Consider the following 22868-nt stretch of genomic DNA (forward strand, 5'->3'; position numbering starts at 1 on the left):
TTCAGCCGCCCAGGGGTAACTGGGTAGACGACACCGGAATGGGAAGCTGCACCCAGTGGCCGGCCAGGCTCTCCTTGAATACCTTGACCGCCCGCCCCCGCCTTTTCAGCGTTTCAGCGGACGACATGGCAAAGGCCACCGCCTGCCCTTCCTTGGCGAATTCGGTTTTCTTGCCGCCGGATACCAGCACCCGCCAGCTTCGTCCGTTGATTTCCGGATAGAAAATGAAGATCGGTGACACGCCAAGTTGAATGTTCACTGCGTGCGACGACGCCGGACTTCAACGCGGACGTTCCATGAGCTGTCGCCGACAGCCTCAACCGCGCTGAGCAATTCAAGCTCGGACACGCCGAGAACGCGAGTCCAGTAGTTGAGGTCCGCGGGAAGGGAAATATCCACCCTGGCAAGGTCAGCCGGTCTCAATGTCACCAATTTAACCGTCATGCGCGTGGCCGTGGGTGCAAAGAACTCTTGTCTCACCACCGGGGTTACGCGGATGTTACGCAAAAACGAACGCGGCCCGTTCCACGGGCCTAGGGGCCCATGCTTAACGTCGTGCCGGAAACTCCAGATGGAACGTGGCGCCGTGCACCGGGTTGTTCGACACACCGATGCTGCCGCCGTGGTGATCCATGATGGTGCGGCATATCGCCAGCCCCATACCCATGCCATCGGCCTTCGTGGTGAAAAAGGGCGTGAACAGGTGGCTGGCGTCCGTGTCACCGATGCCTGGCCCGGTATCGGCGATGTCGAGGATGACCGAGGCTGCGCCATCGACCCTCGTACCGATGCTTATCTGGCGAAGCGCCGACTTCCCGCCGTTCATCGCCTGGATCGCGTTGTTGACGATATTGATCAACAACTGCTGGATCTGGATGCGATCGCCCATCACCTCGGGCAGGTCGGGAGCCAGATCAAGGTGAAGCGCTACTTCCGACCGTTGAAGCTCCGCGCGCACAAAGCGAACGGCCTCGTCGATTACCTCATTGAGATCCAGGGCAACCCGCGCCGGTGGTTCGCGGCGGGCAAAGGTGTGCAGGTTGTTGACGACGGAGGTCGCCCACTCCGTGCACGCAATGATGCGTTCGATGGCCGCCTGGGCCTTCTCCACGTCGATCGGCTCGCTCTTGAGCCATTGCATGGTGCTGCTGCAGTTGATGAGGATGCCAGCCAGGGGCTGGGTCACTTCGTGGGCGATGGATGCCGCCAGTTGTCCCATCGTCGCAATCCGGGACACATGGGCCAGATGTGACCGGGCTTCGTCCAGATCGGACGAGGCTTTTCTGCTTTCGGTTTCATCGATGATCGCCCCGACATATTCCGTACCGTCAGGAGTGGCAATGACCTGAGCGACCAGACGTACGTGACGAATCGATCCGTCGGGGCGCACCAGCCGGTATTCGAGCGCGACGTTATCCGACGGTGTGGAAATGGCCAGGGCATCTCTAAGTCGCTGCCTGTCATCGGGATGGGCGGCATCAAGAAACGATGCCAGGCTCGGCTCAACCGTCCGCTCATAGCCGCAGATCCGATAGGTTTCGTCAGACCAGTACGCCCTACCGCTCGGCAGGTGGATACCAAAACTACCCGTCTGGCTGAGCCGCTGCGCCTGGCTGAGATAGGCTTCGCTCGTGCGCAGCGCATCCTCCGCCCGGTGCCGGTCTTCGATATCAAAGCGCACACCATACCAGCGGAGCACCTTGCCTTCGGCGTCACGATGGGCCGTAGCGCGGGACACGACCCAGCGATACCCCTTCTCAGGATGGCTCAGCCGGTACTCGTACTGGCCATCCTGTTCGTTGTCGATCAAGCCGCTCCAGTAGGCGACCAGTCCGTCGATATCATCCGGATGCACCGCTGCCCGCCAGTTCCAGCCGGAGGCCTCTTCGAAACTGAGGCCGGTATGTTCGAGCCAGCGGTTATTCGCATAGTCCAGATGACCGTCCGCTCGCGTGCTCCAGATCATGGCCGGCAGGCGATCGAGCAGTTCGGCACTGACGCCCCTGGGTTCGGGAGCGGGATCGACCTCGGGCACCGGAACGTCCGGCGTGGCAATACCTTGCGAGGACGGCGGGCGATCGCCATCCATGCGAGACGAGGGATGTTTCCGCATGCGGCTTTCCTGGGGCGAGCTGATCGGTGATTAACGCTTGGGGGCTATCCTGGTGCTTCACCGCCCCACCCGGTTCCAATCCGATCTAGCGTGCCAGGTTACCTGCGTCAATGGTCGCCATTTGGGTGGCCTGGCATCTTGCTCAAAACAGGCTCGCTTGATCATCAGCTTAACTTGTAAGTTAAACTGATGATATGGCATGCTCGCGCCATGAACAGGCCCAAAGATCCCCCGGTTACCCCTGAAGCCGTGGTTCCTGCGCTGACCCAGGCCATGGGACGCATCCTTCGCCGCCTCCGTGTGGAGGCCAATCCGGGCGGATTGAGCATTTCACAATCTGCCGTTCTCGCTTCCCTGGCGGAAACCGACGGGCTCAGCAATGCGGAACTGGCCCGCTTACAAGCGATGAAGCCGCAATCGATGAGTACGCTGCTTTCCGGTCTCGAGGGCGAAGGACTGGTGAAACGGCACTCCCACCCCAGCGACGGTCGCCAGTTCATCTTCACCCTGACCCCGCTGGGCTTGCGCACCAGGCACATGGCAACCGAAGCAAAACATGCATGGTTACTTGCCGCCATGGGAAGACTCAGCGCCGAGCAGAGAAAAACCCTGCTCGCCGCTGCCGCGCTTATCGATGACCTTGCTGCTGTGAAAGGAGAGCCGTGATGACCTGGCTGCATGAACTTGCCTACTTTTTCGCCGGCGTGGTGCTTGCCAACGCCATCCCTCATTACGTCAGCGGCGTCATGGGCAGGCCATTCCAGACGCCCTTTGCCACACCACCAGGGAAAGGGCTTTCCTCATCCGCGGTGAATGTGGCGTGGGGATGCTTCAATCTTCTGGTGGCCTACCTGCTGGTATGTCGCGTCGGTGAGTTCGACGCCCGGTCATGGCCCGATATCGCAAGTCTCGGCGCCGGACTGCTGCTGATGGGAATCTGGATGGCGCGAAATTTCGGCCAGTTCCACGGTGGAAATAAGCACTGAACCTATCCGGTTCGCCAAGCCGTTTCAGGCATCGCCACTAAAACGTATGCCTTCGGCGATCATTACCTGCCACGCGCGGGCAAGATCAACGATGTGCTCCGGAAAGACGAAGCCGGCCTTCTCGCTATCGCGCACGGCCTCGATGGCAATCACGATACCCAGGGCCGTGAAGTGGGCCTGGCCGAGCGGGTCCCAGGCAACCAGCCTGCGCGCAATCTCCTTACCCGCCTGATCGACGCCTTTCATCTCGACATACATATCCATGGAGGCGGATCCGAGCTCGTGTTGTCCAATGGAAGTGGCTTCCACCACATCGAAGCGGATGTCAGGCGCATGTGTCATCACGGCCACGCTGGAAACATCCAGCGTGGTGAATGGCACGGCATGGGTAGTTTCCCCGCCTTCGAGCACGACTTGTCGCGACGCGTCGTCCCGTGTCCAGCGGCCATCCCGGCGCATGACACCCGGTCCCGGGGAAGCAGCCAGATCTTCCAGGGTTATCTCGCCATAGACATCGGCCGGATCATTGACGCCCCACATCTGCACGGAATGTACGGCATCGAACGCAGGTAGAAGACGGTGCACCATGGGCAGGAGCAAGCCGGCTTCGTAATACCCCAGTGGAACAAGAGGGCGTGACGCGGCATGCCTCAACGCCAGGCCATGCAACGGGAACAACTCATCGCCGGTAACGGCGGTGATGTTGAGATAGGCGATACCGTGTCGTATCGCGTATTCGCCAAGCCGGTTCCGCGCATCGGGCAAGGCACAGACGATGACATCGACCCCGGCTACCTCATCGGGCATGGTTTCGCTGTCGATATCCAGTTGCAGCGTCCGCGCACGGGACAGCTCCCGCGACAAGGCTTCGCCCTTTTCGGGCCGGCGGCCAGCGATCAGGATCTCCACGCCGGTCTGGCGCTTGTCGAGCAACCGGGCAACAGCCGCCCCGATCACACCGTAACCGCCTGCGATCAATACACGCAATGCACGCTCGGTCATCTTCGTATCCTTATTGGGTCATGGGTTGCCACGAACTGTACGCATCCCTCGCCATGTCATATACCTCGTGAAATGACTTGGCTTAGTGAGTAGCATTCAGTAATGAAACCCAATTTCGACGACTTCTCCACCTTCATCGCCGTCGCTCGCCGCGGCAGCTTCCGGCAGGCGTCCGACGAGCTGGGTGTCACGGCATCGGCCGTGAGCCATGCCATTCGCCATCTGGAGCAGAAGATCGGCTTGCGCCTGCTCAATCGCACCACGCGCAGCGTGTCGCTCACCGATGCCGGGCAGGAGCTCTACGAGCGTCTTGCGCCTGCCTTCGAGGACATTGCCTGCACCCTGGAAGAGCTGAACCGGTATCGAGACTCACCCGTGGGGCGCCTGCGCATCAACAGCGTGCGTACGGGAGCACGCCTGTATCTCGCCCCGCTGGTCGGCAGCTTCCGCGCGCTCTACCCCGGGGTGGTGATCGACATGACCCTGGATGACGCCATCACGGATATCGTGGAGCATCATTTCGACGCCGGCGTCCGCCTCAGCGCCATCGTCGAAAAAGACATGATCGCCATTCCCATCAGTCCGCCGGTACGCTACGTGGTCGTCGCAACACCGTCTTTCCTCGACGCGCACGGGCGCCCCGGGCACCCGGCCGATCTCCCCGGGTACTCATGCATCGCTTACCGCTACCAGAGCGGACGACCTCATCAATGGTCCTTCCAGCGCCGCACGGAAAAGCTGGAAGTTGCGCCCGGTGGAACCATCCTCGTGAACGACCTCGACATCGCACTGGATCTCGCGCTTGCAGGTGCGGGACTGGGCTATGTGCTGCATGCCCAGGCGGCTGCCTTCATCGAAAGCGGGCAGCTCGTTCCGCTATTCGAAGACTGGCTGCCCGAGCAGGCCGGGTTCCATCTTTATTACCCCGGCAGAAAATATCTTCCGAGTGCGTTCCGGGCTTTCATCGATTATGCGCGGGAGCACGCCCATACCGTGAAGCCGGTCACACCGGGGCGCCGCAATAAGATACGGGTGTCACACAACCAGTAACAAAGCCGCCAAAGCTGTCATCCGTGCATCGTCTTTCAGTCAAAATCCGCCGATAACGTGCCAGATGGATCGATTTAAATTCCTTAAATCCTTACTTCGGCGGTGGCTACATGAGCGGAAACAATCTTCGGTCGGCAATGGGAGAGTCTCCGGCTCGCGCCCTTCACGCCTTGCGACTGGCCTGCGCCACCGTACTGCTCATGCCGGTCATCGCCCAGGCCGCGCAGGTTACGCGCATCAACGAGCTGCAATACATAGGCAGCCATAACAGCTATCACGCCGGACTCGCGGCTGGTGAGGCCGCCATCTGGCGCAAGGTCGATCCGGCGACGTATTCCATCCTGACTTACTCCCATCCGTCGCTGACCCGCCAGCTGGATGATGGAGTACGCCAGGTAGAACTGGATGTGTATGGCGACGTGCATGGCGGTCGCTATGCCAGGCCTGCCGTGATCGCGCAGGTGGCGGGCGCAGGCCTCCCGGCCGATCCGCCTTTTGCCGATCCTGCCGTGATGGCGGTGCCGGGTTTCAAGGTGATGCACATCCAGGACATGGACCAGCGCAGCACGTGCCAGCCGTTGAAGGCCTGCCTGCGCGAGCTTCGTGCCTGGTCGGTGGCCCATCCACGTCATTTGCCGATCTTCATCCTGTTCGAGACCGAAGAAACCCCGCTGAAAATGCCCTTTGCCACCGTGGCGCCCGAGCCGTTCGATGCCGATGCGATGAACCGGCTTGAAGCCGAAGTCACGGACGTGTTTCCCCGTGCGTCCTACATCGCTCCGGACGACGTGCGTGGCAAGCACGCCACGCTCAACGACGCGGTACGCCACGGCCAATGGCCGTCACTCGATGCGGCACGGGGTCATGTCATTTTCCTGCTGGACCAGCACTCGGTCGGCAAGGCCTATCTCCAGGGACACCCGTCGCTTCGGGGGCGCGCCATGTTCACCAATGCGACGCCGGGCGAAGAGGATGCGGCTTTCATCGAGCTCAACGATGGGCCGCGCGACGAGATATCCCGGCGCGTGCGCGAGGGCTATCTCGTGCGCACGCGTACGGATGCCAACCTGAAGGAAGCGGCGGCCAACGACGTGCAGCGCCGCGATGCCATGCTTGCCAGCGGCGCACAGATCCTGAGTACCGACTTCCCCGCACACGAGCCGGCCACCACCGGCTATGTCGTGAGCTTTCCCAAAGAGGCCGTAGCCCGCTGCAATCCGCTGCTGGCCAACGACAGCTGCGCGCGACTCGACCTCTCCCACTAGTACCCCCTGCCGTCCCTTCGGCTCTCCCCAAGCCCCTGTCCCAGAGGTTCCCATGCGCACGTTCCTGTCACCGGCCCTGCTATCGCTGGCCATCGCTGCCGCCCTCTTCCATGCCCCCACGGTACGTGCGAACGACGCGGACACGGATGCCAAGGCAGATAGGAAAGTCACGGCACTGAACGGCCTGAACGTGGATGCGCAGGCACCGGCCGCAGGATCGGTCGACGAGCAGCGGCTGTCCGTTGGCGTCACCACGGTCATGAGCAAGCAGCAGATCGACGCGGTGCCGACGGCGAACATCGCCGACGTCCTCTCGCATCTTCCGGGCCTTTCGTCCTATAGCGACATGCATCTGGGCCAGGCGGCCACCGGCGAGAGCGAGTATGTCACCATCCGCGGCCTGGACTCCAGCTACAACTCCTACACGCTCAACGGCTTTGCACTGCCGGAAACGGACTCGTCCACGCGAGCCATCTCCCTCAACATGCTTGCGCCTTTCGGAATCCAGTCTGTCAAGGTATCCAAGACGCCGACACCGGACATGCCGGGGGATTCGATTGGTGGCGCCATCGACATGCGTACGCCCACGGCGTTCGATTTCGCCGGCGACACCTATGCCAAGACCACCGTCCAGGGACGGATGAACGATCTTGCCGAGCATCGGGACGTGCCGGACAAGGGCGGCGTGTTCCAGCAGGAGCTGGCCCATCGCTTCGGTGATTCGAAGCAGTTTGGCATCTATGCGGCCGGCTACTACGGCAAGTACGACAACTCAGCAGAGGCGGTAGCGCCCAACTCGCAGTACACGCCCATCGACCCGGCCAAGGCCTCGGCCACCGACCTTTCCCAGGCAGGCCCGCTGCAAAGCTCGCAGTACAAGTACAGCGTCTACACCAACCAGATCAAGCGTTACGGCGGCAATGTCTCGCTGGACTGGAACGGGGAAAGCACATCCCTCTTCGCCCGTGCCATCTATGGTGTCTACGACGTCCAGGGTGAACAGAACCAGATGTCCGCACGCAACCAGGGCGGTAACCAGGTGCTTCGCGGCGGGTACTTCAACACGCGCGACATCAAGGAAAAAACCGCCGCCCTGCAACTGGGTGGCAGCAGCACACTCGACGCGCTCACGCTCGACTATGGCACTTCGTACGGCATCGGCACCCGCAACGTGCCCGACTACGTGGAAGCCAGCCTGTACGGTCCGCAGGCACCAGGGCAGTTCCAGTTCAACCTGAGCAATCCGACCTTTCCCAGCCTGGCTGGCAACTCCGCCGCGCTGCGCAACTACGCATACAACCTGTCCACCGATAGCTTCTGGAAAACCCAGGGCAGCGATGCGGGTAGCCGGGATACGCGTATCAATGCGCATATCGACGGAACCTATGCTTTCTCTGATTCCTCGCTGGAAAACCTGAAATTCGGTATCGCAGCCGATACCTCCAAGCGCAATGCCTACGATCATCCCTTCAGCCACGACGACAACAATTTCATCTATGGCGGACCGTTCTTCGGTGGCCCCAGTTATTCATCGACGGCTCCGGGTGGTCCGTCGCTGGCCGATCTGCCGGGGCGGCTGGTCACCAACCCGTTCGGCGGGCGCTATGCCGGCCCCTTCAAGCTGATCAACCGCCAGTGGGTGCTCGACCAGGCGGTACCGTACAAGTACCTCAATGACCCCAACGGCACCGGTAACTACACGGCCAACGACTACAACGCCAATACGACGTCCAGTCGCGAGAACATCTACGCCGGCTACTTCATGGCAACGTTCCGTGCTGACAATCTCACGATCACCCCGGGCGTTCGCTATGAACTGACGGATTACTCTGCCACCGCATGGCGCTCCAACGGTGATGACGCCACGGGTGCCTTCGTCAACCAGGGGCGGCGCTATGGTGAGGTGCTGCCGGGCATCAATCTCAACTACCGGCCGGATGAATTCACGGTCTACAGGGCATCGCTGCGACGCAGCTTCAGCCGGCCAGCCTTCGGGCTCATCTCCGGGCAGACCACGTATTCGATCGACGATGTCACCGGCCAGGTGGTAGGCATTTCCAAGCCGAACCCGAACCTGCGCCCGACCACGGCCGACAACCTCGATCTTTCAGCCGAGTTCTACGACAGCACCGGCGGCCTGCTCACGGCGTCGGCCTACTACAAGCGCATCAACGACTTCATCTACACGTCGCAGTCGGCTACGGGCAACGACACCTCGCTGGGTGGCAACGTGCCCACCGGTACGGTAATCACCAATGGCGTGCCGGTCAGCACGCCCGAGAATGGTGGCTCGGCGAAGATCTATGGCGCCGAACTGGCCCTGCGCAAGCAATTCGTCACCCTGCCCGGCATATGGAGTCATTTCGGTGTCGGCGGCAACATGACGGTGCAGCACAGCACGGCCCATAGCGACAGGCCGGATCATCCGGGCAGCTCGTGGCTGCCGCGTGCGCCGGAACGCATGTACAACGCCGACCTGTTCTATCACGACGACAAGCTGCGCGCGGACCTGATCTACAACTATACGGGCCTGCAGCTTATCGGGCTGAATGGCAATGGCCTGGATTACTACCTGCAGCCCGTCAAGACGCTTGATTTCTCCGCCACCTACGACCTGCCCTACGGACTTGGGGTTGGCGTCTCGGTGAAGAACCTGCTTGATCGTGCCACGTTCTATGAAACCTCGGGCAAGTCGAAACGTTATCTCGCCTACGACCCGGGTGCCGATGGCGCGTATGTCGAAACGGGGCGGGTATACATGGTCAATCTCAGCTACACGTTCTGATCCCTGGAAACGGCCGCCTGTCGCCCTGCTCCGGGCGTGGGCGGCCCGCACCGGCAAGGAAACACACGGCCGCCGGCATGCTCCTGTAAGCTTGGCGGCCGATCTCGACATCCAGCAGCGCCCCATGGCACTCAAATCCACGGTCTACAAGGCCGACCTGCAGGTCAGCGACATGGACCGGCATTACTACCAGAACCACGCCCTCACCATTGCGCAGCACCCGTCGGAAACCGACGAGCGCATGATGGTGCGGGTACTGGCCTTTGCACTTAATGCCGATGACGCACTGGCCTTCGGCAAGGGACTCAGCTCGGACGACGAACCCGACCTGTGGCGAAAGGAGCTCACCGGTGAGGTCGATCTGTGGATCGAACTGGGCCAGCCCGACGAGCAGCGCATCCGCCGCGCCGCAGGACGCGCCCGACGTGTGATCGTCTACACGTACAGCGGCCGCGGTGCCGAAGTCTGGTGGAAGAAGATGTCGCAGGCCGTTGGACGCACGAAAAACGTATCCGTGGTTGACGTCGATCCGGTCACGGTCGAGGCACTGGCCGCGCTTACGCAGCGCACCATGCAACTTCAGTTCATGGTTCAGGATGGCGAGGCACAGGTGATCAGCGGCGATGCCATCGTCCCGATCGTGCTGACTCCGCTGGCCTGATCCTCCGGGTGGCATATCGTCAGGCAGTGATCTGCCAGCGAAGCCAGGCCCGGCCGGTGCGATACCACCAGCAATACGGTATCCGGAAGGCGGCGTTTGAGCATCCGCAGCACGTCCTGTTCCGCAGCGGCATCCAGGGCGCCGGTGGCTTCATCGAGCACCGCAAGGAATGGCCTGCGTAGCAGTACCTGCGCCAGAAGCAGTCGTTGCAACTCGCCCCCGGACAGTTGGCTGGATTCGCCGCGAAGCGGCGTATCCAGCCCCATGCCGCCCGCCAGCAGGCGAGCGTCCAGTCCGACATCGGCGAGGACCGCTCGCATCGCAGCCTCCGTCGCCATCGGATCGGCCCAGGCAAGGCCTTCACGCACGGTGTCCTGCCAGGGACGGATATGCTGGCTGACATAGGCCCCACGCGTTACCCGTGTGCGATAGGCATCGAAATCGATGGGATGCCCCATCGCGTGTGCCACGAATGACTCCGGGACAACGAGCCCCGACAGCACATCCGCCAGGCTGCTTTTACCCGCTCCCGAGTCACCGGTGATCAAGGTCAGCTCTCCTGGAGCCAACGACAGGTCATGGACTTCGAAGGCCTGCAAGGCAGAAGTGATCCTGATCCTTCGCACATGGATGGCGGAGCGAGATATCACGTCGCTGCAGGGCGGAACGGACACATCCGTGTCCAGGTCCACGTATCGTCGCCACAGGTCGAAGGCCGCCACCGCTGAACGTAGCTGCCGGAAGCTCTGGCGGGTCGAGACCATGTACGGCAGCAGGCGTCCCAGCAAAAGGCTCACTGCGATAAGCGATGCCCGTGCTTCGCCTTGCGTGCGATGGGCCAGCAGGAACATCAGGGCAATCGCGGCAGCGGCGACCGTTTCCAGCATAAGCCGCCCGGACGACTGCATGTCGATCTGCCGCTGGTAACCGGCGGCAAGCCGCCCGGCCATCGCGTCATAGACCGCACGCTCGGCCTCCCCCCGGCCAAAGGCACGGATGTGACGCAATCGCCGTGGAAAGTCTTCGCTGAGCCAGAAAAGCCGCGTCATGTCGGCGACGTAGGCGCGACTCACTGCGGCCTGTTCCTGTCCCCGCGCCCGTGCCATGGCGATGACCAGTGCTGCCAGGAAAGGCATGCCGAGCAGCAGCCAGGGGGAGAGGTAGAAGGCAAACGCCAGGCTTGCTGCACAGGTCAGCCCGGCAATCCAAAGCTGGAGCAGTCCATTGAAACCCTGCACCATGATTTCGACGTTATAGGTGAGGACGTTGGCGATCTCGGCGGACGGGGTGGCCGCCAGCGCCGCAACAGGCGCATGGATCAGGCGGTCGTGCGCCTTGCGGCGCAGATCCGCCCCGTAGGCACTCACCAGTTGTGATGCCACCCTGGACGCCGCCCAGCGCATGGTGGCCAGTACCGTTGCCATGCCGATGAAGGCCACGGCCTGGATCTCCAGCCCATGTCGGAGGTCGAAGAACGTGCCGGCCTGCCCGTTATCCGGCGGCACCAACGGCACCATCAACATGGCCGTTGCGCTTCCCGTCAACGCAGAACCGACCGAAAGCACCGCATAAACGACAATGCGCGAAGCAAGGGCTTGCTCGATGGTACCGGCAAAGATATCCGGCAATACCCAGCGCAGACCGGACCCCATGACCATGCCCTCAGCCCAGCAAGGCCGACAGCGCACTGACGCCATCGTCCGGGTGGCGTCCTCGCTCCAGGCGATACATACCCAGCCGCTGACACGCATAGGTGAAATGTGTCCAGCCTTCCTGCGCCGTGGCATAGGGCTGGTCAGCGGCCAGCAAGGCGGGAATGTCTTCTGTCGGCAGAGGCTTCAGCAGGCGGGAGGGGTCGCTCGCCGTACGGGACGATACCAGGACGATGCCGGTCAGGGTCAATGGTGACGCAGCAAGACGGCCTGGCCCATGCCTGAGATCCGCTTCGTATTTGCGTACGCCACTACGACGACGAATGGTCGGGGATTCCCGGATCCACGCGCGTGTGCGTTCATCGTGGACAAAACGGCAGGCCTCGTCACGCAGGTGAAGGAAATTGCCGACGCCGGTGGCGAGAAGATCGTCCGGCCTCACGAACACGGCATCCTCTGCCAGGAAGTCCAGTCCCTGCAGCCAGCCATGCAAGGAAAGGGTGGATTTTCCGGCGCCGCTTTCGCCCAGCAACAGCACGCCCCGCCGGCCGCGCCCGACGCATGCCCCGTGCAAGGGCACAAGCGACAGCACGCGTGACGTCAGCAGGAAGACGGCGAACTCGATGAGCTCGTACCGTACGTGATACGGGTGCTGCTCCAGCATGTCCGAGGACACCACCACGAGTGCCTTGCGTTGCGCCGGCACCACCACGGCGTAATTGCAGGCATCCATCATGCCGCACAGCAGGCCTGCGCCGGAATGTGTCTGCACTGGCGGCGGCTCGTCGGCCGCGATGCCTTCACTACGGGAAATCACGCGCAGGTCGATACGCAGCCAGGGAGCATCGGGCGAAAACCGATGTTCCGGAAGATCCCCGTAGGCCAGCTCTACGAGCTTCATCAAGCCCCGGGAATCGCTCTCGAAAACGATATCCGCACCCAGGATGCTCCGGCGCATGCGTGCCCTGGGAGCATTGTGCTCGCGGAAAGGATCGCCACGCAGGTCGTCGGTACGCTGGATCGGTTCCGGGCGGGTCAAGAAGATACTCCGTGGTCGGCCGGCGATGCCTACAGCAACGCCCTGATGTCGATAAGTGCCTTTTCCCCGGGCAAAGGTTGCATGTGACAGGTACGAGGACGGCGCAACCGAACTCCTGTCGCCGGGCACTTACGTTGAGGTGACAACGAAGTGACGGCCGTCGATGGCCGTGGCATGGCGAAGACACAGGCCCACATGATGCTAAGAATCCAGGTCAGCCACTCGTACTTTCTGCGCTATGACCCGAAGCAGTGGGAGCGGGCAAAGCCGTATCCACCTCTGGCCACGCTGCAGGTCGCGTCCCTGCTTCGCGACATGGGACATGCGGTGAGCCTGTTCGATGCCATGCTGGCGGAAGGTGTCGAGGACTACGCCCATGCGCTGGTCACAGGCAAGCCGCAGCTCGTGATCATCTACGAAGACAACTTCAACTATCTCACCAAGATGTGCCTGAGCCGCATGCGCGAGGCGGCCTGTCGGATGATTGCCGAAGCCCGCGCCTGCGGCGCCCGCGTCATCGTGGCCGGCTCCGACGCATCGGACCACCCGGAGGCGTTCCTGGCAGCCGGCGCGGAAGCCGTGCTGGCAGGTGAAGGCATCGCTGCCATCGCCGGGCTCGTCAAGCGCCTGGAGAACGCGCCGGACACTGCGGTGGCCGACTGGGTGGCCGGCGTGCCCGACGTCGCCTCCTGGAGCGGTAACCCGCAGCGCCTGCCTCGCATCGGCGCCCAACCACCGGATCCCCGGCTGGGCGGCCAGTCAGCCTGGGACCTGGTCGATATCGAACGCTATCGCACGATGTGGCGTGAGCGGCATGGGTACTTCAGCCTCAACATGGCCGCTTCACGCGGCTGTCCCTTCCGCTGTCACTGGTGCGCCAAGCCGATCTGGGGCAATCACTACAAGCAGCGCAATCCTGCGGATATCGCAGCGGAAATGGCGCACCTGAAGCGTGCATTCCAGCCGGATCATATCTGGATGGCCGATGACATCTTCGGTTTCCACGTGCCCTGGGTGGAAGATTTTGCCCGTCATCTTCACGACCTCGACGGATCGGTGCCTTTCACCATCCAGACCCGCGCGGACCTCACCAGCGAACGCATGGTCGCGGCACTGGCCAGCGCCGGCTGCAAGGAAGCATGGATCGGTGCGGAGAGCGGTAGTCAGCAAGTACTGGACCGCATGAACAAAGGGACAAGCGTCGCCGAACTGATCGAGGCGCGCGAGCGACTGGGACGCCACGGCATACGGGTAGGCTTTTTCGTGCAGCTGGGCTATCTGGGCGAGGCACTCGAAGACATCGAGGCGACCTGGGCGCTGGTTGCCCGCGCCGCGCCAGACGACATCGGCGTCAGCGTGTCCTATCCCCTGCCCGGCACGAAGTTCTACGAACAGGTGAAAGCCCAGTTGGGGCAGAAGACGCATTGGCAGGACAGCGCCGACCTGGCAATGATGTTCAGGGGCGCTTATGAGTCTTCCTTCTACAGGCAGGTGCGCGATCTCCTCCACCGCCTGGTGGTGCTTCAGGCTGCAGGCGACGCCCAGGGGCTCGCCGCGCTGGATACTCAATGGCAATCGCTGAAAGCCGCGGAGCGTCGCTATCGGCATAGCGATGCCACGCCGGCCGGCGACATGATCTCCGTGCCACATGCCGCCGTCGGCATGGCCTGATATCCATCCATCACATCGTTGCCCTGTCGAGAACACCCATGTCATCCGACGACCTCCCACCCCTGAAGACCATCCGTCACGGGCTGCGCAACGCCACCGAAGCACTGGCCGAGGAACTGGCACTGGTCCGTCCCGGTGGTGTGCTGCCGGCGTGGAACACGATGGAATGGCAGCTGGCCTCCGCCGTAGTGGCCGCACATGGCGTAGGCCCCTTGCTGGATCGATTCTCCACCTGGCAGCACGTGCCCTGGCGACATTTTCTCCGTGAACAACGCCAGCATGTGGCCGATCGCCATCAGCGTATCGAGGCGCTTCTGGGCCGCATCGATGCAGCCGCGCGCGAGGTGCGCCTGCCATTGATGGCATTGAAGGGTGCTGCCCTGCACGCCCTCGGCCTCTATGCACCGGGCGATCGCCCGATGGCGGACATCGATCTGCTGGTACGGGGTTCAGATATCGAACGCGTGGGCGACCTGTTGAGGCGCCTGGGTTACGAATGCACCTACGTCGTATGGAAGCATCGCGTATTCAAGCCCGTGACGGGTGCGCCCGTTGCCGGACTCGGCGAGCACCGCGACACACCCATCAACATCGAGGTGCATACCCGCATCCATGAACGCCTGCCGGTATCGATCGTGGATGTCACGCAGGCGATCTTCCCGGCCAGACCGCATCCGGGCCTCAATGCCTATCCTTCGCACGGCGCGCTGATGATCCATCTGTTGCTGCATACCGCCGGCAATATCAGCGGCCGCTCGCTGCGCCTGCTCCAGCTCAACGACATCGCCCTGCTCGCCACGCGCATGAGCGTGATGGACTGGGAGGCCTTGTGGGATCAACGCAAGCCCTGGTGGTCATGGCCCGTCCTGCGGCTCGTGGCGAAGTACTACCGCAACGCGATTCCCGCCACGGTACTGGAACGTGCAAGGAAGGATTGCCCCCGGTGGCTCAGGCTGGTCTCGAGTCACCAGACGCTGACGCATGTGTCATGTTCGCACCTTTGGCTGCAGGCCATGCCCGGCATCGAATGGTCCCGCACAGCCGGCGAAGTGTTGCGCTATCTGAAGCGTCGTTTCCGCCCGGATGGGGAAACCCGACGCGAGCGGGTGGAGATGGTGCGGACCCAGTTATGGCTCCAAGGGCAGAGCTGGGTGACGATGTCGCATGGCCGTCGGCTGGTGCGGCGCCTGCGGCGTGCCGTGCCGCGCATGGATACGCTTTACGTGGTGCGCGCCGCCCTCGCAAGCAAGGATTAAATCCGCTTCGAGATATGCGTGTACATGGCTTCAAGGCGCCGTGTGGTGTAGATCGCATCCTCCTGCAATGCACGGCGCTGCGCCTCTGCTGCAAGGCGAAGGCGCAGGTCTTCGTCCTCGATCACCCTGCGGATGACCTCCGCCAGTGCCTTGTGATCACCAGGGGCCACGGCCAGTGCGGCCACGGGCGCCCATTCGGTCAGGTGTCCCACGGCCGTGCCCACCGTGGGCACCCCGGCGACGGCCGCTTCCAGCAAGACCAGCGGACCGGCTTCGTGCAGCGAGGACATCACCAGCAGATCGGCCTGCTGCATCAAGGGCCGCAGCTCGCGCTGTGTCCTGAAGCCGAGGAAGCGAACCTTGCCATCGAGGCCCAGCTGGTGGGATAGGCACGGCATTTCGCCTTCCAGCGTGTCCACCCCGATGATGTCAAGGCGAAAATCGATGCCCATGGCATGCAGGGTTGCCAGGGCGCGCAACAGTGTCGGCTGATCTTTCACACGATTCTGGCTGGCCACATGGAGAAGCCTTGCCACGGGACCTTCCCGGCGGCGTGGCGGCGCGGGTGGCCATGCGTCCAGATCGACGCCCAACGGCAATCGATGCGCCTCGATGCCGAGCGCACGCAGGGATGCAAGGATGGGCTCGCTTGCGGCCGTCACCGCAGCGGCGGCCCGCAGCGTGATGGCTTCACGCAGCCGCCCTCGCCAGAACCGCCGGCCGCCATAACCTATGGCTGGCAATGAGACGAGTTCGCCGCCAGCGATATGCACGCATGCCGGGCGGCGCAGCCACCATGACGCGGTCACCGCCACCAGGCTGCAATAGCCGGAGAAAATGGCCTGGATCACATCGAAGGGAGCCTGGCGATGTTCCCTGACGATGGCCGCCACTGCACGTGTCCGCTGCCATCCGTCGCCGATATTGTGAATGGTCGCGCCGGCCAGTTGCCATTGCCCTGGCCTGGGCTCCTGCCGCAATACGAACACATGCACTTCGTTCTCGCGTGCCAGTCCACCGATCAGGGCCAGGAAGACGGGGATCACACGCTCCTCGCCGCCGCGATCCACGCCGCCGGGCAACACGATGGCGATCTTCATGCGACAGCAGCCGTGTCATGCAGGATCGCCTCATAGGCACTGGCCCACCGACGCCCCAGTGCAGCGAAGGAAAGCTCTTCGTCGAAATGCGAGCGCACCTGTTCACGTGTCGGCCCGTGTCCGGTCATTGCGACGATGGCATCAGCCAGTCCACCGGCATCCCCGGGCTTCCATAGGGCACCAAGGCGGCCATTGGCCGTCAGGGTGCGGAAAGCAGGTATGTCCGTAAGCACTGGCGTGGCGCCGCAGGCCATCGCTTCGAGTGCGGCATAACCACAACTCTCTGCACGAGAGGCCGACACGAAGATGTCTGCGGCCCGCAGAAGCAACTGTACGTGATCATGCGATACCGGCCCCAGCAAATGCACGCGCGAAGCCAGTGCCGGGTCGAGCCCGATCATCGATCGCACCTCGTCCAGCAACGGGGCGTTGCCGTATGCGCACCACAGGCGCAGGCCTGGCAGATGCGCTATCGCCTGCCGTAATCCCTCAAGCATGGTCAGCGGATCCTTGTTGGCATCCAGATGCCCCACCCATACGACACAGGGATTGCCGCGCAAGCCCGTCTCCGCGCGCGCCAGTGCCTTGTTGCCCGGCGTAAAGCGGCAACTGGACTCCGGAATGGCGAACACGCGTGTTTCCCGTGCGAACAGCCTTGCATCGACAAAGGGCCGGGCCAGCGCCGTCGAGGTAAATGTCACTGCCGAGGCCGAGGCATACCAGCGCCGCCAGTGCGGGCGTCGCCACCACCGAGGCGGCCGGTTGGCGTGGTCCTGGAGGACAATGGGCACACCCGGAAGTCGCGCCTTCAGCGAACAGGCGTAACGCGCCTGGTCGATACCGTGCACATGCAGGACATCGGCGCCCAGCCGGGCGACTTCGCCCGCAAGCCGTCGGTCGGCACGGTGCCCATCCAGTGGAAGAAAACGATAGCTCACGCCATGACGCTCGATCCGTGCGTCATAGGTTGATGACTGGATCACCGATACCCTCACGCCCTTTCCTGAAGCAGCTTCGGCAATGTTCGCCAGGGAGGGCCAGTGCTGGAACAGGTCTTCGGGAACCATACCCTCCGGTGCGCGGATAAGGTTCAGCTGCACGACATGCAGCGGCGCAGTGCTCATAAGCCCGACACCTGCGGCATCCGCAGCTTGACCCAGCGATTGGCGAGGTCCAGTTCCCAGGGGCGGTCGTAGCGCCGGTAACGATAACGCCAGGAGGCCATGCCGCGCAGCCCGCGCTTCGCCCAGCCAGGCGTACGCAGATCCTGCACGGTGGGATAGCGACAACGCAGCACGGTCACGAAATCGCGGATACGGCGACGCAGGTCGTCGCTCACCCAAGGCGCGTCGGCATGACAGGCGTAATCGACCCAGCGGGGCTCAGCCCATTGTTCAGGCGTGGAAGGAAAGACCACCGGAGCGCCGTTGAGATCACGCAGCGGCATCGATGAACGCTTGCCCTTGTCCTTCTCATGGCGACTGCTTTCCGGCAGCGGCGTGTAGACGTACACGATGATTTCGGACTGGGGATTGATCCGTTTCAGTTCACGGATGAACTCGAACGTATGCTCGGTTTCTTCTTCGGTGTTTTCCGGTGGCGCCACCATGAAGGACAGCTCGGGAATCACGCCCTGCCGACGGCACAGCTCCGCCACGGCGAGGGTCTGGTCGGGGCGAGTGCCCTTGCGGATTTCCTTCAGCATCTTTCCGCTGGGCGATTCAGCGCCGATGTAGGCCATTTTCAGCCGGCTCTTGCGTACCAGTTCCCAGGTGCTTTCCGACAGGTTCAGCAGCGCATCGGCACGGGCATAGCACCACCACGGCATCTCCAGCTTTGCCATCACTTCGAGCAGGGGAATCATGTCCGCCTCGCGGTCGAAGAAGTTGTGGTCGAAGAACTGTACCGAATCCGCGCCCAGCTCGTATTTGAGGTAGCTCAGCTCACGCTCCAGTCGCTGCGCCGTCGGCAGATGAGTCGCACCACCGAACAGTGCGGCGACACCGCAGAACGTGCAGCGAAAGCGACACCCTAGCGCCGCCTGATGCGCCACCGTGCGTTCGCCGAGAAAGGTACGGGCAAGGTAGCGACGGGGATCTCCCAGCTTCTCGTACGGCAGGCGCCGCACCGGATCATCTGGCGCAATCGGGCGACTGGGGTTGTGCACCACGCTGCCGTCGCGCTTCCAGGACACGCCGCCGATGTGCTCCAGCGGCAGCCCCTGCCCCGTCAGTGACGTCACCAACTCGACAAGGCTTTTCTCTCCCTGCCCTCGCACGGCATAGTCCACATAGGGTGCAGCTAGCGCGGCATCTGCATACAGCGTGGGAAAGTAGCCGCCCCAGACGATAGGCAGATCGGGCCGCCGCTCACGGATCGCCTGTGATACGGCGATGGAAGGCCCGAGCTGCGGGCCACCCATGACGCTGAGGCCAACCATGTCGAAAGATTCCTCGTCGAGTGCGCGCAGCGTGGCCGCTACCACGTCGCGATCGACGTTGCCGTCCAGGATGCGGCTCTCGCCTTGCAGGTCCAGCGCGGATGACAGATGCAGCAGCGACAGCGGAAAGCGGGCGCTGTTGCGCGAGGTGATGGTGGGGTTGATCAGCAGGGTGCGGGGCATGGGATCACGGCGCCTCAGAAGGCGCGTCGCAGGCGGAAGGCCAGGGCTACGGGCACGGACAGGGCCGCGGGATCGAAATGGGCGCCGGCCGGAATATCTGCCGGGTCGAGCATGGGCTCATGGACTTCTTCGATGACCAGCCCTGCCGCAACGCAGGCCTGGTGCCAATGGCTGTAGAGATGCGGAAAATGACGGGCCGCATAGCGACGGCCGTCCAGCCTGAAGTCGCGTAGCCAGCCCAGTGCGTGCCCGATGGGGTGGAAGTCGCTGCAAAGAATGTAGCCGCCCGGACGCGTTGCACGAGCAAGCTCCCCAAGTGCCCGCGCAAGACCCGGCACATGCCCTAGCACCAGGCCGCATATCGTGATGTCGGACACGGCATCGGCCACTGGCAAATCCATGACACTGCCGGCCACCAGGCGCAACCCGGTGGCGTCGCCGATGTGCGCCAGTTCCGTGGCCGCACGACCCAGCATCGCCTGCGACGCATCTATGCCGGTCAGGCGGGAAGCGCCTCGCCGTTGCGCATGAAGGAGATATCTGCCGCTGCCGCAACCGGCATCCAGTATCGACTGTCCATGCAGATCCCCGGGCAGCATCGCCAGCATGACCCGTTCCTCTGCCTGCATCACGGGGTTGTGCGCACGCGCGGGATAGTTTGCGGCCCACAAGGCATAGGCTGCCTCGGCGTCGAGCACGGTAGCGTGGGTCACAGGCCTGCTCCGATGGCTGGATCATGGGGACCGAAGTCGCCTTGAAGGCACAGGCCCGGCTCCATGGCCAGCAGCTCCGGCGTGGCTAGCTCGCGGTCCATCAGCTTGGGCCGTCCGTCGAGCCAGACAGGAACGGCTTCGATGCCGGCCGCTGAGAACCAGTCAGCGAAATCAGGGTCTGCAATGCGCGGCGCGCCATCGCGCACCACGGCGCGCAACTCGCTACGCCCCAGACCGGCCAGGCTTTCGGCAGGCTGGCCGCCGCGATTCGTGACGATGACCATATCGGCCGGCGTGCCCGCCATGAGCCTGCCGTGCATGGGTAGCCGCAAAATGTCCGCCGCCGCTATCGTCACGAGCGACAGCAGCGTGGCGGCATCGAAGTGGCTCTCGGCCCCCGCCACCTTCAGCTCATCAAGCAGGTCACGCGATCCACTCAGCCGCGAGTCACTGCCGAGGGTCAGGCGGCCCACGGCTTGCAGCCCGTGTGGATCAAGCGTGCATCCCAGCAGCGTGAGATTGCTGGAGGGGCACCACACCACGGCCGCGCCTGCGTCGATGACGCGACTTATGTCGCCAGGGCTCATGCCAACGCCGTGCACCAGCACAGTGTTTGGGCCCAGGCATTTCAGCTGATCCAGATGCGTCAACTCGGAGGCCGCCACGTCATCGGTGCCCTCTGCCAGATGGATCATCCAGGGCCTTTCCGGCGGGGTCGCCTCGAAACTTCCGCGTACCGGTGGCCCGAAGTCAGGCCAGCCCAGCGCGTAAGCCCAGCCATGGTCACGGGACAATGCAACCGGAAAACCCGGGTCATCCAGTGCCGGGTGCCACGGATCGTGGTGGACGACACACGTAACGCCCGCCAGGAGGTTTTTCAGTGCGCCGTGGCGCAGACGAATCGATTTGGGGATGCCCAGCGCAGCCGCGACGTCCGGATGCTGAAAATGATCATCAAAAGATGCCATCCATGCATAGCTGTTGGGAAACGTGGCGGCTGAAGGTAGCGGTGGCACGGCATTGACGTGCAGATGCTCGTGGGCGTTGATCAGGCCGGGAAACACCAGGTGATCATGCAGGTCGATGCGGAAGCCCTTTCCTGTCGTCGCATGCATGAGACATCCATCGCGCACGACCATCGATGTCGACGATGCCCCCTCGGGCAGCATCCAGGTGGCGCCATGCAGCATCGTGTCCATGGATCAGCGCCTGCGCATCACGATAAGGAAGTGATCGCCCATGTCGCGCAGCAGTGGCCACGCACCCAGCGCATCGTCAAGCCGTCCCAGGCGTTCATAGCGTTCCGGGCGTCGGCGGTATCCATCCACGAGGTAAGGCGGGGGCATGAACAGGCTGAGTGCGCGATAGTCGTCGAGAGCGAAGGCCCCGGCAAAGGCGCGGTAGAACTCCCGTGGCAGGTAGTAGCGTGTCCAGATCGTGTGCTTGTTCATTCCCACGGGGGTCGCACCACGCGCGGCGCGCACCATGGCCCGGCGGAAGCGGCCACGACGTACGTAGTGCGCCACTTCCCATGGGCAGATGCGCCCGATCACCGAGAACACCAGCACGCCGCCCGGTCGCACCAGCCGCGCGCATTGCGCGGCGACGGCAGGCAGGTCCAGGGCGCAATTGAGCGGGCCGAAATTGGAATACATGCCGTCGAACGAACCTTCAAGGCGTGCCAGTTCCTGGACGCCGAGATGCTCGACATCGACCTTGTCCGCCAGTTCCGACGTCCGGGCGCGCTCGCGTGTGCGCGCGATCATGCCTGGCGACCAGTCGGTGGCCAGCACGCGATAGCCGCGCCGCGCAAACTCCACGGCATCGAGCCCCGTGCCGCAGCCCAGGTCGACGATATGCGACCCCGTCGGCAGCAGGTTCTGCACGGTGTTCCACAACGTCACCCGCATGCGCTGGATCAATTCATTGTTGCCGCGAGGGCCGTCGTAATCGGGGGCCACGCTGTCGAACGCCCTCTGGGTATCGAGCAGGCGCGCCTGGTCGCGGGTGCCGTCCGGATCGCGGGCCAGTGCATCCGTCGAAAGGTCCTGCGTGCTCGATTCCAGCATGGATGCTCCTGAGGCAATGGTGGTCTATCGCGTGAGTGCGCCTGCAGCAGCCATCGGTTGCACCACGTCGCGTCGGCGTGCGCTGCTGGCAACGGCAGCGACAAGGCCCAGGGCCACGCCACCCAGCACGCCAAGGCCGATGATCAGTATCTGGTTGGGTGATACCGGTCGATCAGGCTGGTAGACCGGCCACGCAGTGGACGTGCCGAAGGTGTAGTTTCGGGCCATCCGGGAGACCAGCTCGTCACGACTCTGCTCCAGCTCACGGACGCTGGTATCCGTGGTGACCAACAGCAGATTCCCGGCAAGAGTCGCGTCACTGTCGCCGGCTGCATGTTGATTCCCTGCGACAGCATGCAGCTTGTCGCGCATGGCCATCGCCTGGGACAGCTCGGCCTCCACCCGCGCCAGCCTGTCGCGTGCCAACGCCAGAGGAGCTGCCATGAGGCGCTGATGGATCAGGTGCAACTGATCGACGGTCGCCTGTGCAAGTCGCCGCGCCAATGAAGGCGATGTGGCCCGCACGCTCACCTTGATCAAACCCGAATAAGGCGATGGGTCGACCTTCAGGCTGCCACGGTAAAGGCCCGCCTCGGGGGACGTGAGCGACATGCCAATGCCTTGCAATACCTGTTGCTGGAAATCCACTGTCTGCAAACGCTCCACCACGCGCTGGAAGGGTTCCGGACGCGGATCCTGTCCAGCCGGCTGGGTGGCGACCTGCCCCACCTGGATCCACGCCTGTGCCTCCCATTTTGGCGTGGCCAGGGTGGCATAGGCCACCGCCACGGCAAGCACGACCACCATGGCGGAAAAAAAACTACGCCATTCCCGGGTCAGTATCCGCCACAGATCGAGCAGGTAGATTTCATCGCGTTGCATC

General features: G+C 63.2%; 21 protein-coding genes. 8 read left to right on the forward strand and 13 right to left on the reverse strand.

Features of this window, described 5'->3' with window-relative positions; genetic code table 11:
- Position 1: 1 nt before the first annotated feature.
- From KR767_RS17240 to KR767_RS17250, 3 genes are all read right to left on the reverse strand, one after another.
- Positions 2 to 259: a hypothetical protein gene (locus KR767_RS17240; RefSeq protein ID WP_250877176.1), complete on the reverse strand. Its 258-nt coding sequence runs from the start codon at positions 257 to 259 to the stop codon at positions 2 to 4.
- On the reverse strand, positions 256 to 444 hold the full coding sequence (locus tag KR767_RS17245) for a DUF3606 domain-containing protein (RefSeq protein ID WP_166946641.1): 189 nt from the start codon (positions 442 to 444) through the stop codon (positions 256 to 258). Before KR767_RS17245 ends, KR767_RS17240 begins: the two co-directional genes overlap by 4 nt.
- Positions 445 to 547: 103 nt before the next feature.
- Positions 548 to 2113 (reverse strand): PAS domain-containing sensor histidine kinase, encoded by a 1566-nt coding sequence (locus KR767_RS17250; RefSeq protein ID WP_250877177.1) that lies wholly within the window; start codon positions 2111 to 2113, stop codon positions 548 to 550.
- A 210-nt stretch (positions 2114 to 2323) separates the two neighbouring features.
- Here KR767_RS17250 and KR767_RS17255 point away from each other — a divergent pair, with 210 nt between their 5' ends.
- Together KR767_RS17255 and KR767_RS17260 are read left to right on the forward strand one after the other, a co-directional pair.
- Positions 2324 to 2779 carry a MarR family winged helix-turn-helix transcriptional regulator gene (locus KR767_RS17255; RefSeq protein ID WP_250877178.1) on the forward strand — a complete coding sequence of 152 codons (456 nt, stop codon included), beginning with the start codon at positions 2324 to 2326 and terminating at the stop codon, positions 2777 to 2779.
- On the forward strand, positions 2779 to 3099 hold the full coding sequence (locus tag KR767_RS17260) for a hypothetical protein (RefSeq protein WP_250877179.1): 321 nt from the start codon (positions 2779 to 2781) through the stop codon (positions 3097 to 3099). Before KR767_RS17255 ends, KR767_RS17260 begins: the two co-directional genes overlap by 1 nt.
- Before the next feature lie 24 nt (positions 3100 to 3123).
- Here KR767_RS17260 and KR767_RS17265 read toward each other — a convergent pair whose 3' ends face one another.
- Positions 3124 to 4101, reverse strand: a complete 978-nt coding sequence (locus KR767_RS17265; protein ID WP_250877180.1) for a saccharopine dehydrogenase NADP-binding domain-containing protein — start codon at positions 4099 to 4101, stop codon at positions 3124 to 3126.
- A 102-nt stretch (positions 4102 to 4203) separates the two neighbouring features.
- Here KR767_RS17265 and KR767_RS17270 point away from each other — a divergent pair, with 102 nt between their 5' ends.
- From KR767_RS17270 to KR767_RS17285, 4 genes are all read left to right on the forward strand, one after another.
- A complete protein-coding gene (locus KR767_RS17270) occupies positions 4204 to 5151 on the forward strand; it encodes a LysR family transcriptional regulator (RefSeq protein WP_250877181.1) in 948 nt (315 codons plus the stop codon).
- Between the two features lie 137 nt (positions 5152 to 5288).
- On the forward strand, positions 5289 to 6416 hold the full coding sequence (locus KR767_RS17275) for a phosphatidylinositol-specific phospholipase C1-like protein (RefSeq protein WP_425602754.1): 1128 nt from the start codon (positions 5289 to 5291) through the stop codon (positions 6414 to 6416).
- Between the two features lie 52 nt (positions 6417 to 6468).
- Positions 6469 to 9201 carry a TonB-dependent receptor gene (locus tag KR767_RS17280; RefSeq protein ID WP_250877182.1) on the forward strand — a complete coding sequence of 911 codons (2733 nt, stop codon included), beginning with the start codon at positions 6469 to 6471 and terminating at the stop codon, positions 9199 to 9201.
- Positions 9202 to 9325: 124 nt separating this feature from the next.
- On the forward strand, positions 9326 to 9862 hold the full coding sequence (locus tag KR767_RS17285; protein ID WP_166946648.1) for a YaeQ family protein: 537 nt from the start codon (positions 9326 to 9328) through the stop codon (positions 9860 to 9862).
- On the opposite strand, the gene KR767_RS17290 is transcribed toward KR767_RS17285, so the two are convergent.
- Both KR767_RS17290 and KR767_RS17295 read right to left on the reverse strand, forming a co-directional pair.
- Positions 9793 to 11514, reverse strand: a complete 1722-nt coding sequence (locus KR767_RS17290; RefSeq protein WP_250877183.1) for an ATP-binding cassette domain-containing protein — start codon at positions 11512 to 11514, stop codon at positions 9793 to 9795. The two genes, KR767_RS17285 and KR767_RS17290, sit on opposite strands and share 70 nt — an antisense overlap.
- Before the next feature lie 10 nt (positions 11515 to 11524).
- Positions 11525 to 12553, reverse strand: coding sequence for a serine kinase (locus KR767_RS17295; RefSeq protein ID WP_166946650.1), 1029 nt, complete (start codon positions 12551 to 12553; stop codon positions 11525 to 11527).
- Positions 12554 to 12751: 198 nt separating this feature from the next.
- On the opposite strand from KR767_RS17295, the gene KR767_RS17300 reads away from it, so the two are divergent.
- Together KR767_RS17300 and KR767_RS17305 are read left to right on the forward strand one after the other, a co-directional pair.
- Positions 12752 to 14224, forward strand: a complete 1473-nt coding sequence (locus tag KR767_RS17300; RefSeq protein ID WP_250879179.1) for a B12-binding domain-containing radical SAM protein — start codon at positions 12752 to 12754, stop codon at positions 14222 to 14224.
- Positions 14225 to 14262: 38 nt separating this feature from the next.
- Positions 14263 to 15480: a nucleotidyltransferase family protein gene (locus KR767_RS17305; protein ID WP_250877184.1), complete on the forward strand. Its 1218-nt coding sequence runs from the start codon at positions 14263 to 14265 to the stop codon at positions 15478 to 15480.
- On the opposite strand, the gene KR767_RS17310 is transcribed toward KR767_RS17305, so the two are convergent.
- From KR767_RS17310 to KR767_RS17340, 7 genes are all read right to left on the reverse strand, one after another.
- Entirely contained in the window at positions 15477 to 16580 is a 1104-nt protein-coding gene (locus KR767_RS17310; protein WP_250877185.1) for a glycosyltransferase family 4 protein, read from the reverse strand. The two genes, KR767_RS17305 and KR767_RS17310, sit on opposite strands and share 4 nt — an antisense overlap.
- Entirely contained in the window at positions 16577 to 17704 is a 1128-nt protein-coding gene (locus KR767_RS17315) for a glycosyltransferase family 4 protein (RefSeq protein ID WP_250877186.1), read from the reverse strand. The genes KR767_RS17310 and KR767_RS17315 overlap by 4 nt, the downstream gene beginning before the upstream one ends.
- Positions 17701 to 19203 (reverse strand): B12-binding domain-containing radical SAM protein, encoded by a 1503-nt coding sequence (locus KR767_RS17320; protein WP_250877187.1) that lies wholly within the window; start codon positions 19201 to 19203, stop codon positions 17701 to 17703. The genes KR767_RS17315 and KR767_RS17320 overlap by 4 nt, the downstream gene beginning before the upstream one ends.
- A gap of 14 nt (positions 19204 to 19217) precedes the next feature.
- Complete coding sequence (locus KR767_RS17325) at positions 19218 to 19916, reverse strand: class I SAM-dependent methyltransferase (RefSeq protein WP_250877188.1); 699 nt, start codon at positions 19914 to 19916, stop codon at positions 19218 to 19220.
- Positions 19913 to 21055 (reverse strand): amidohydrolase family protein, encoded by a 1143-nt coding sequence (locus KR767_RS17330; RefSeq protein WP_250879180.1) that lies wholly within the window; start codon positions 21053 to 21055, stop codon positions 19913 to 19915. The genes KR767_RS17325 and KR767_RS17330 overlap by 4 nt, the downstream gene beginning before the upstream one ends.
- Positions 21056 to 21118: 63 nt before the next feature.
- On the reverse strand, positions 21119 to 21985 hold the full coding sequence (locus KR767_RS17335) for a class I SAM-dependent methyltransferase (RefSeq protein ID WP_250877189.1): 867 nt from the start codon (positions 21983 to 21985) through the stop codon (positions 21119 to 21121).
- Between the two features lie 24 nt (positions 21986 to 22009).
- Positions 22010 to 22867, reverse strand: coding sequence for a Wzz/FepE/Etk N-terminal domain-containing protein (locus tag KR767_RS17340; RefSeq protein ID WP_250877190.1), 858 nt, complete (start codon positions 22865 to 22867; stop codon positions 22010 to 22012).
- Position 22868: the final 1 nt, after the last annotated feature.

This window comes from Luteibacter anthropi (assembly GCF_023699965.1).
Taxonomy (GTDB): domain Bacteria; phylum Pseudomonadota; class Gammaproteobacteria; order Xanthomonadales; family Rhodanobacteraceae; genus Luteibacter; species Luteibacter anthropi.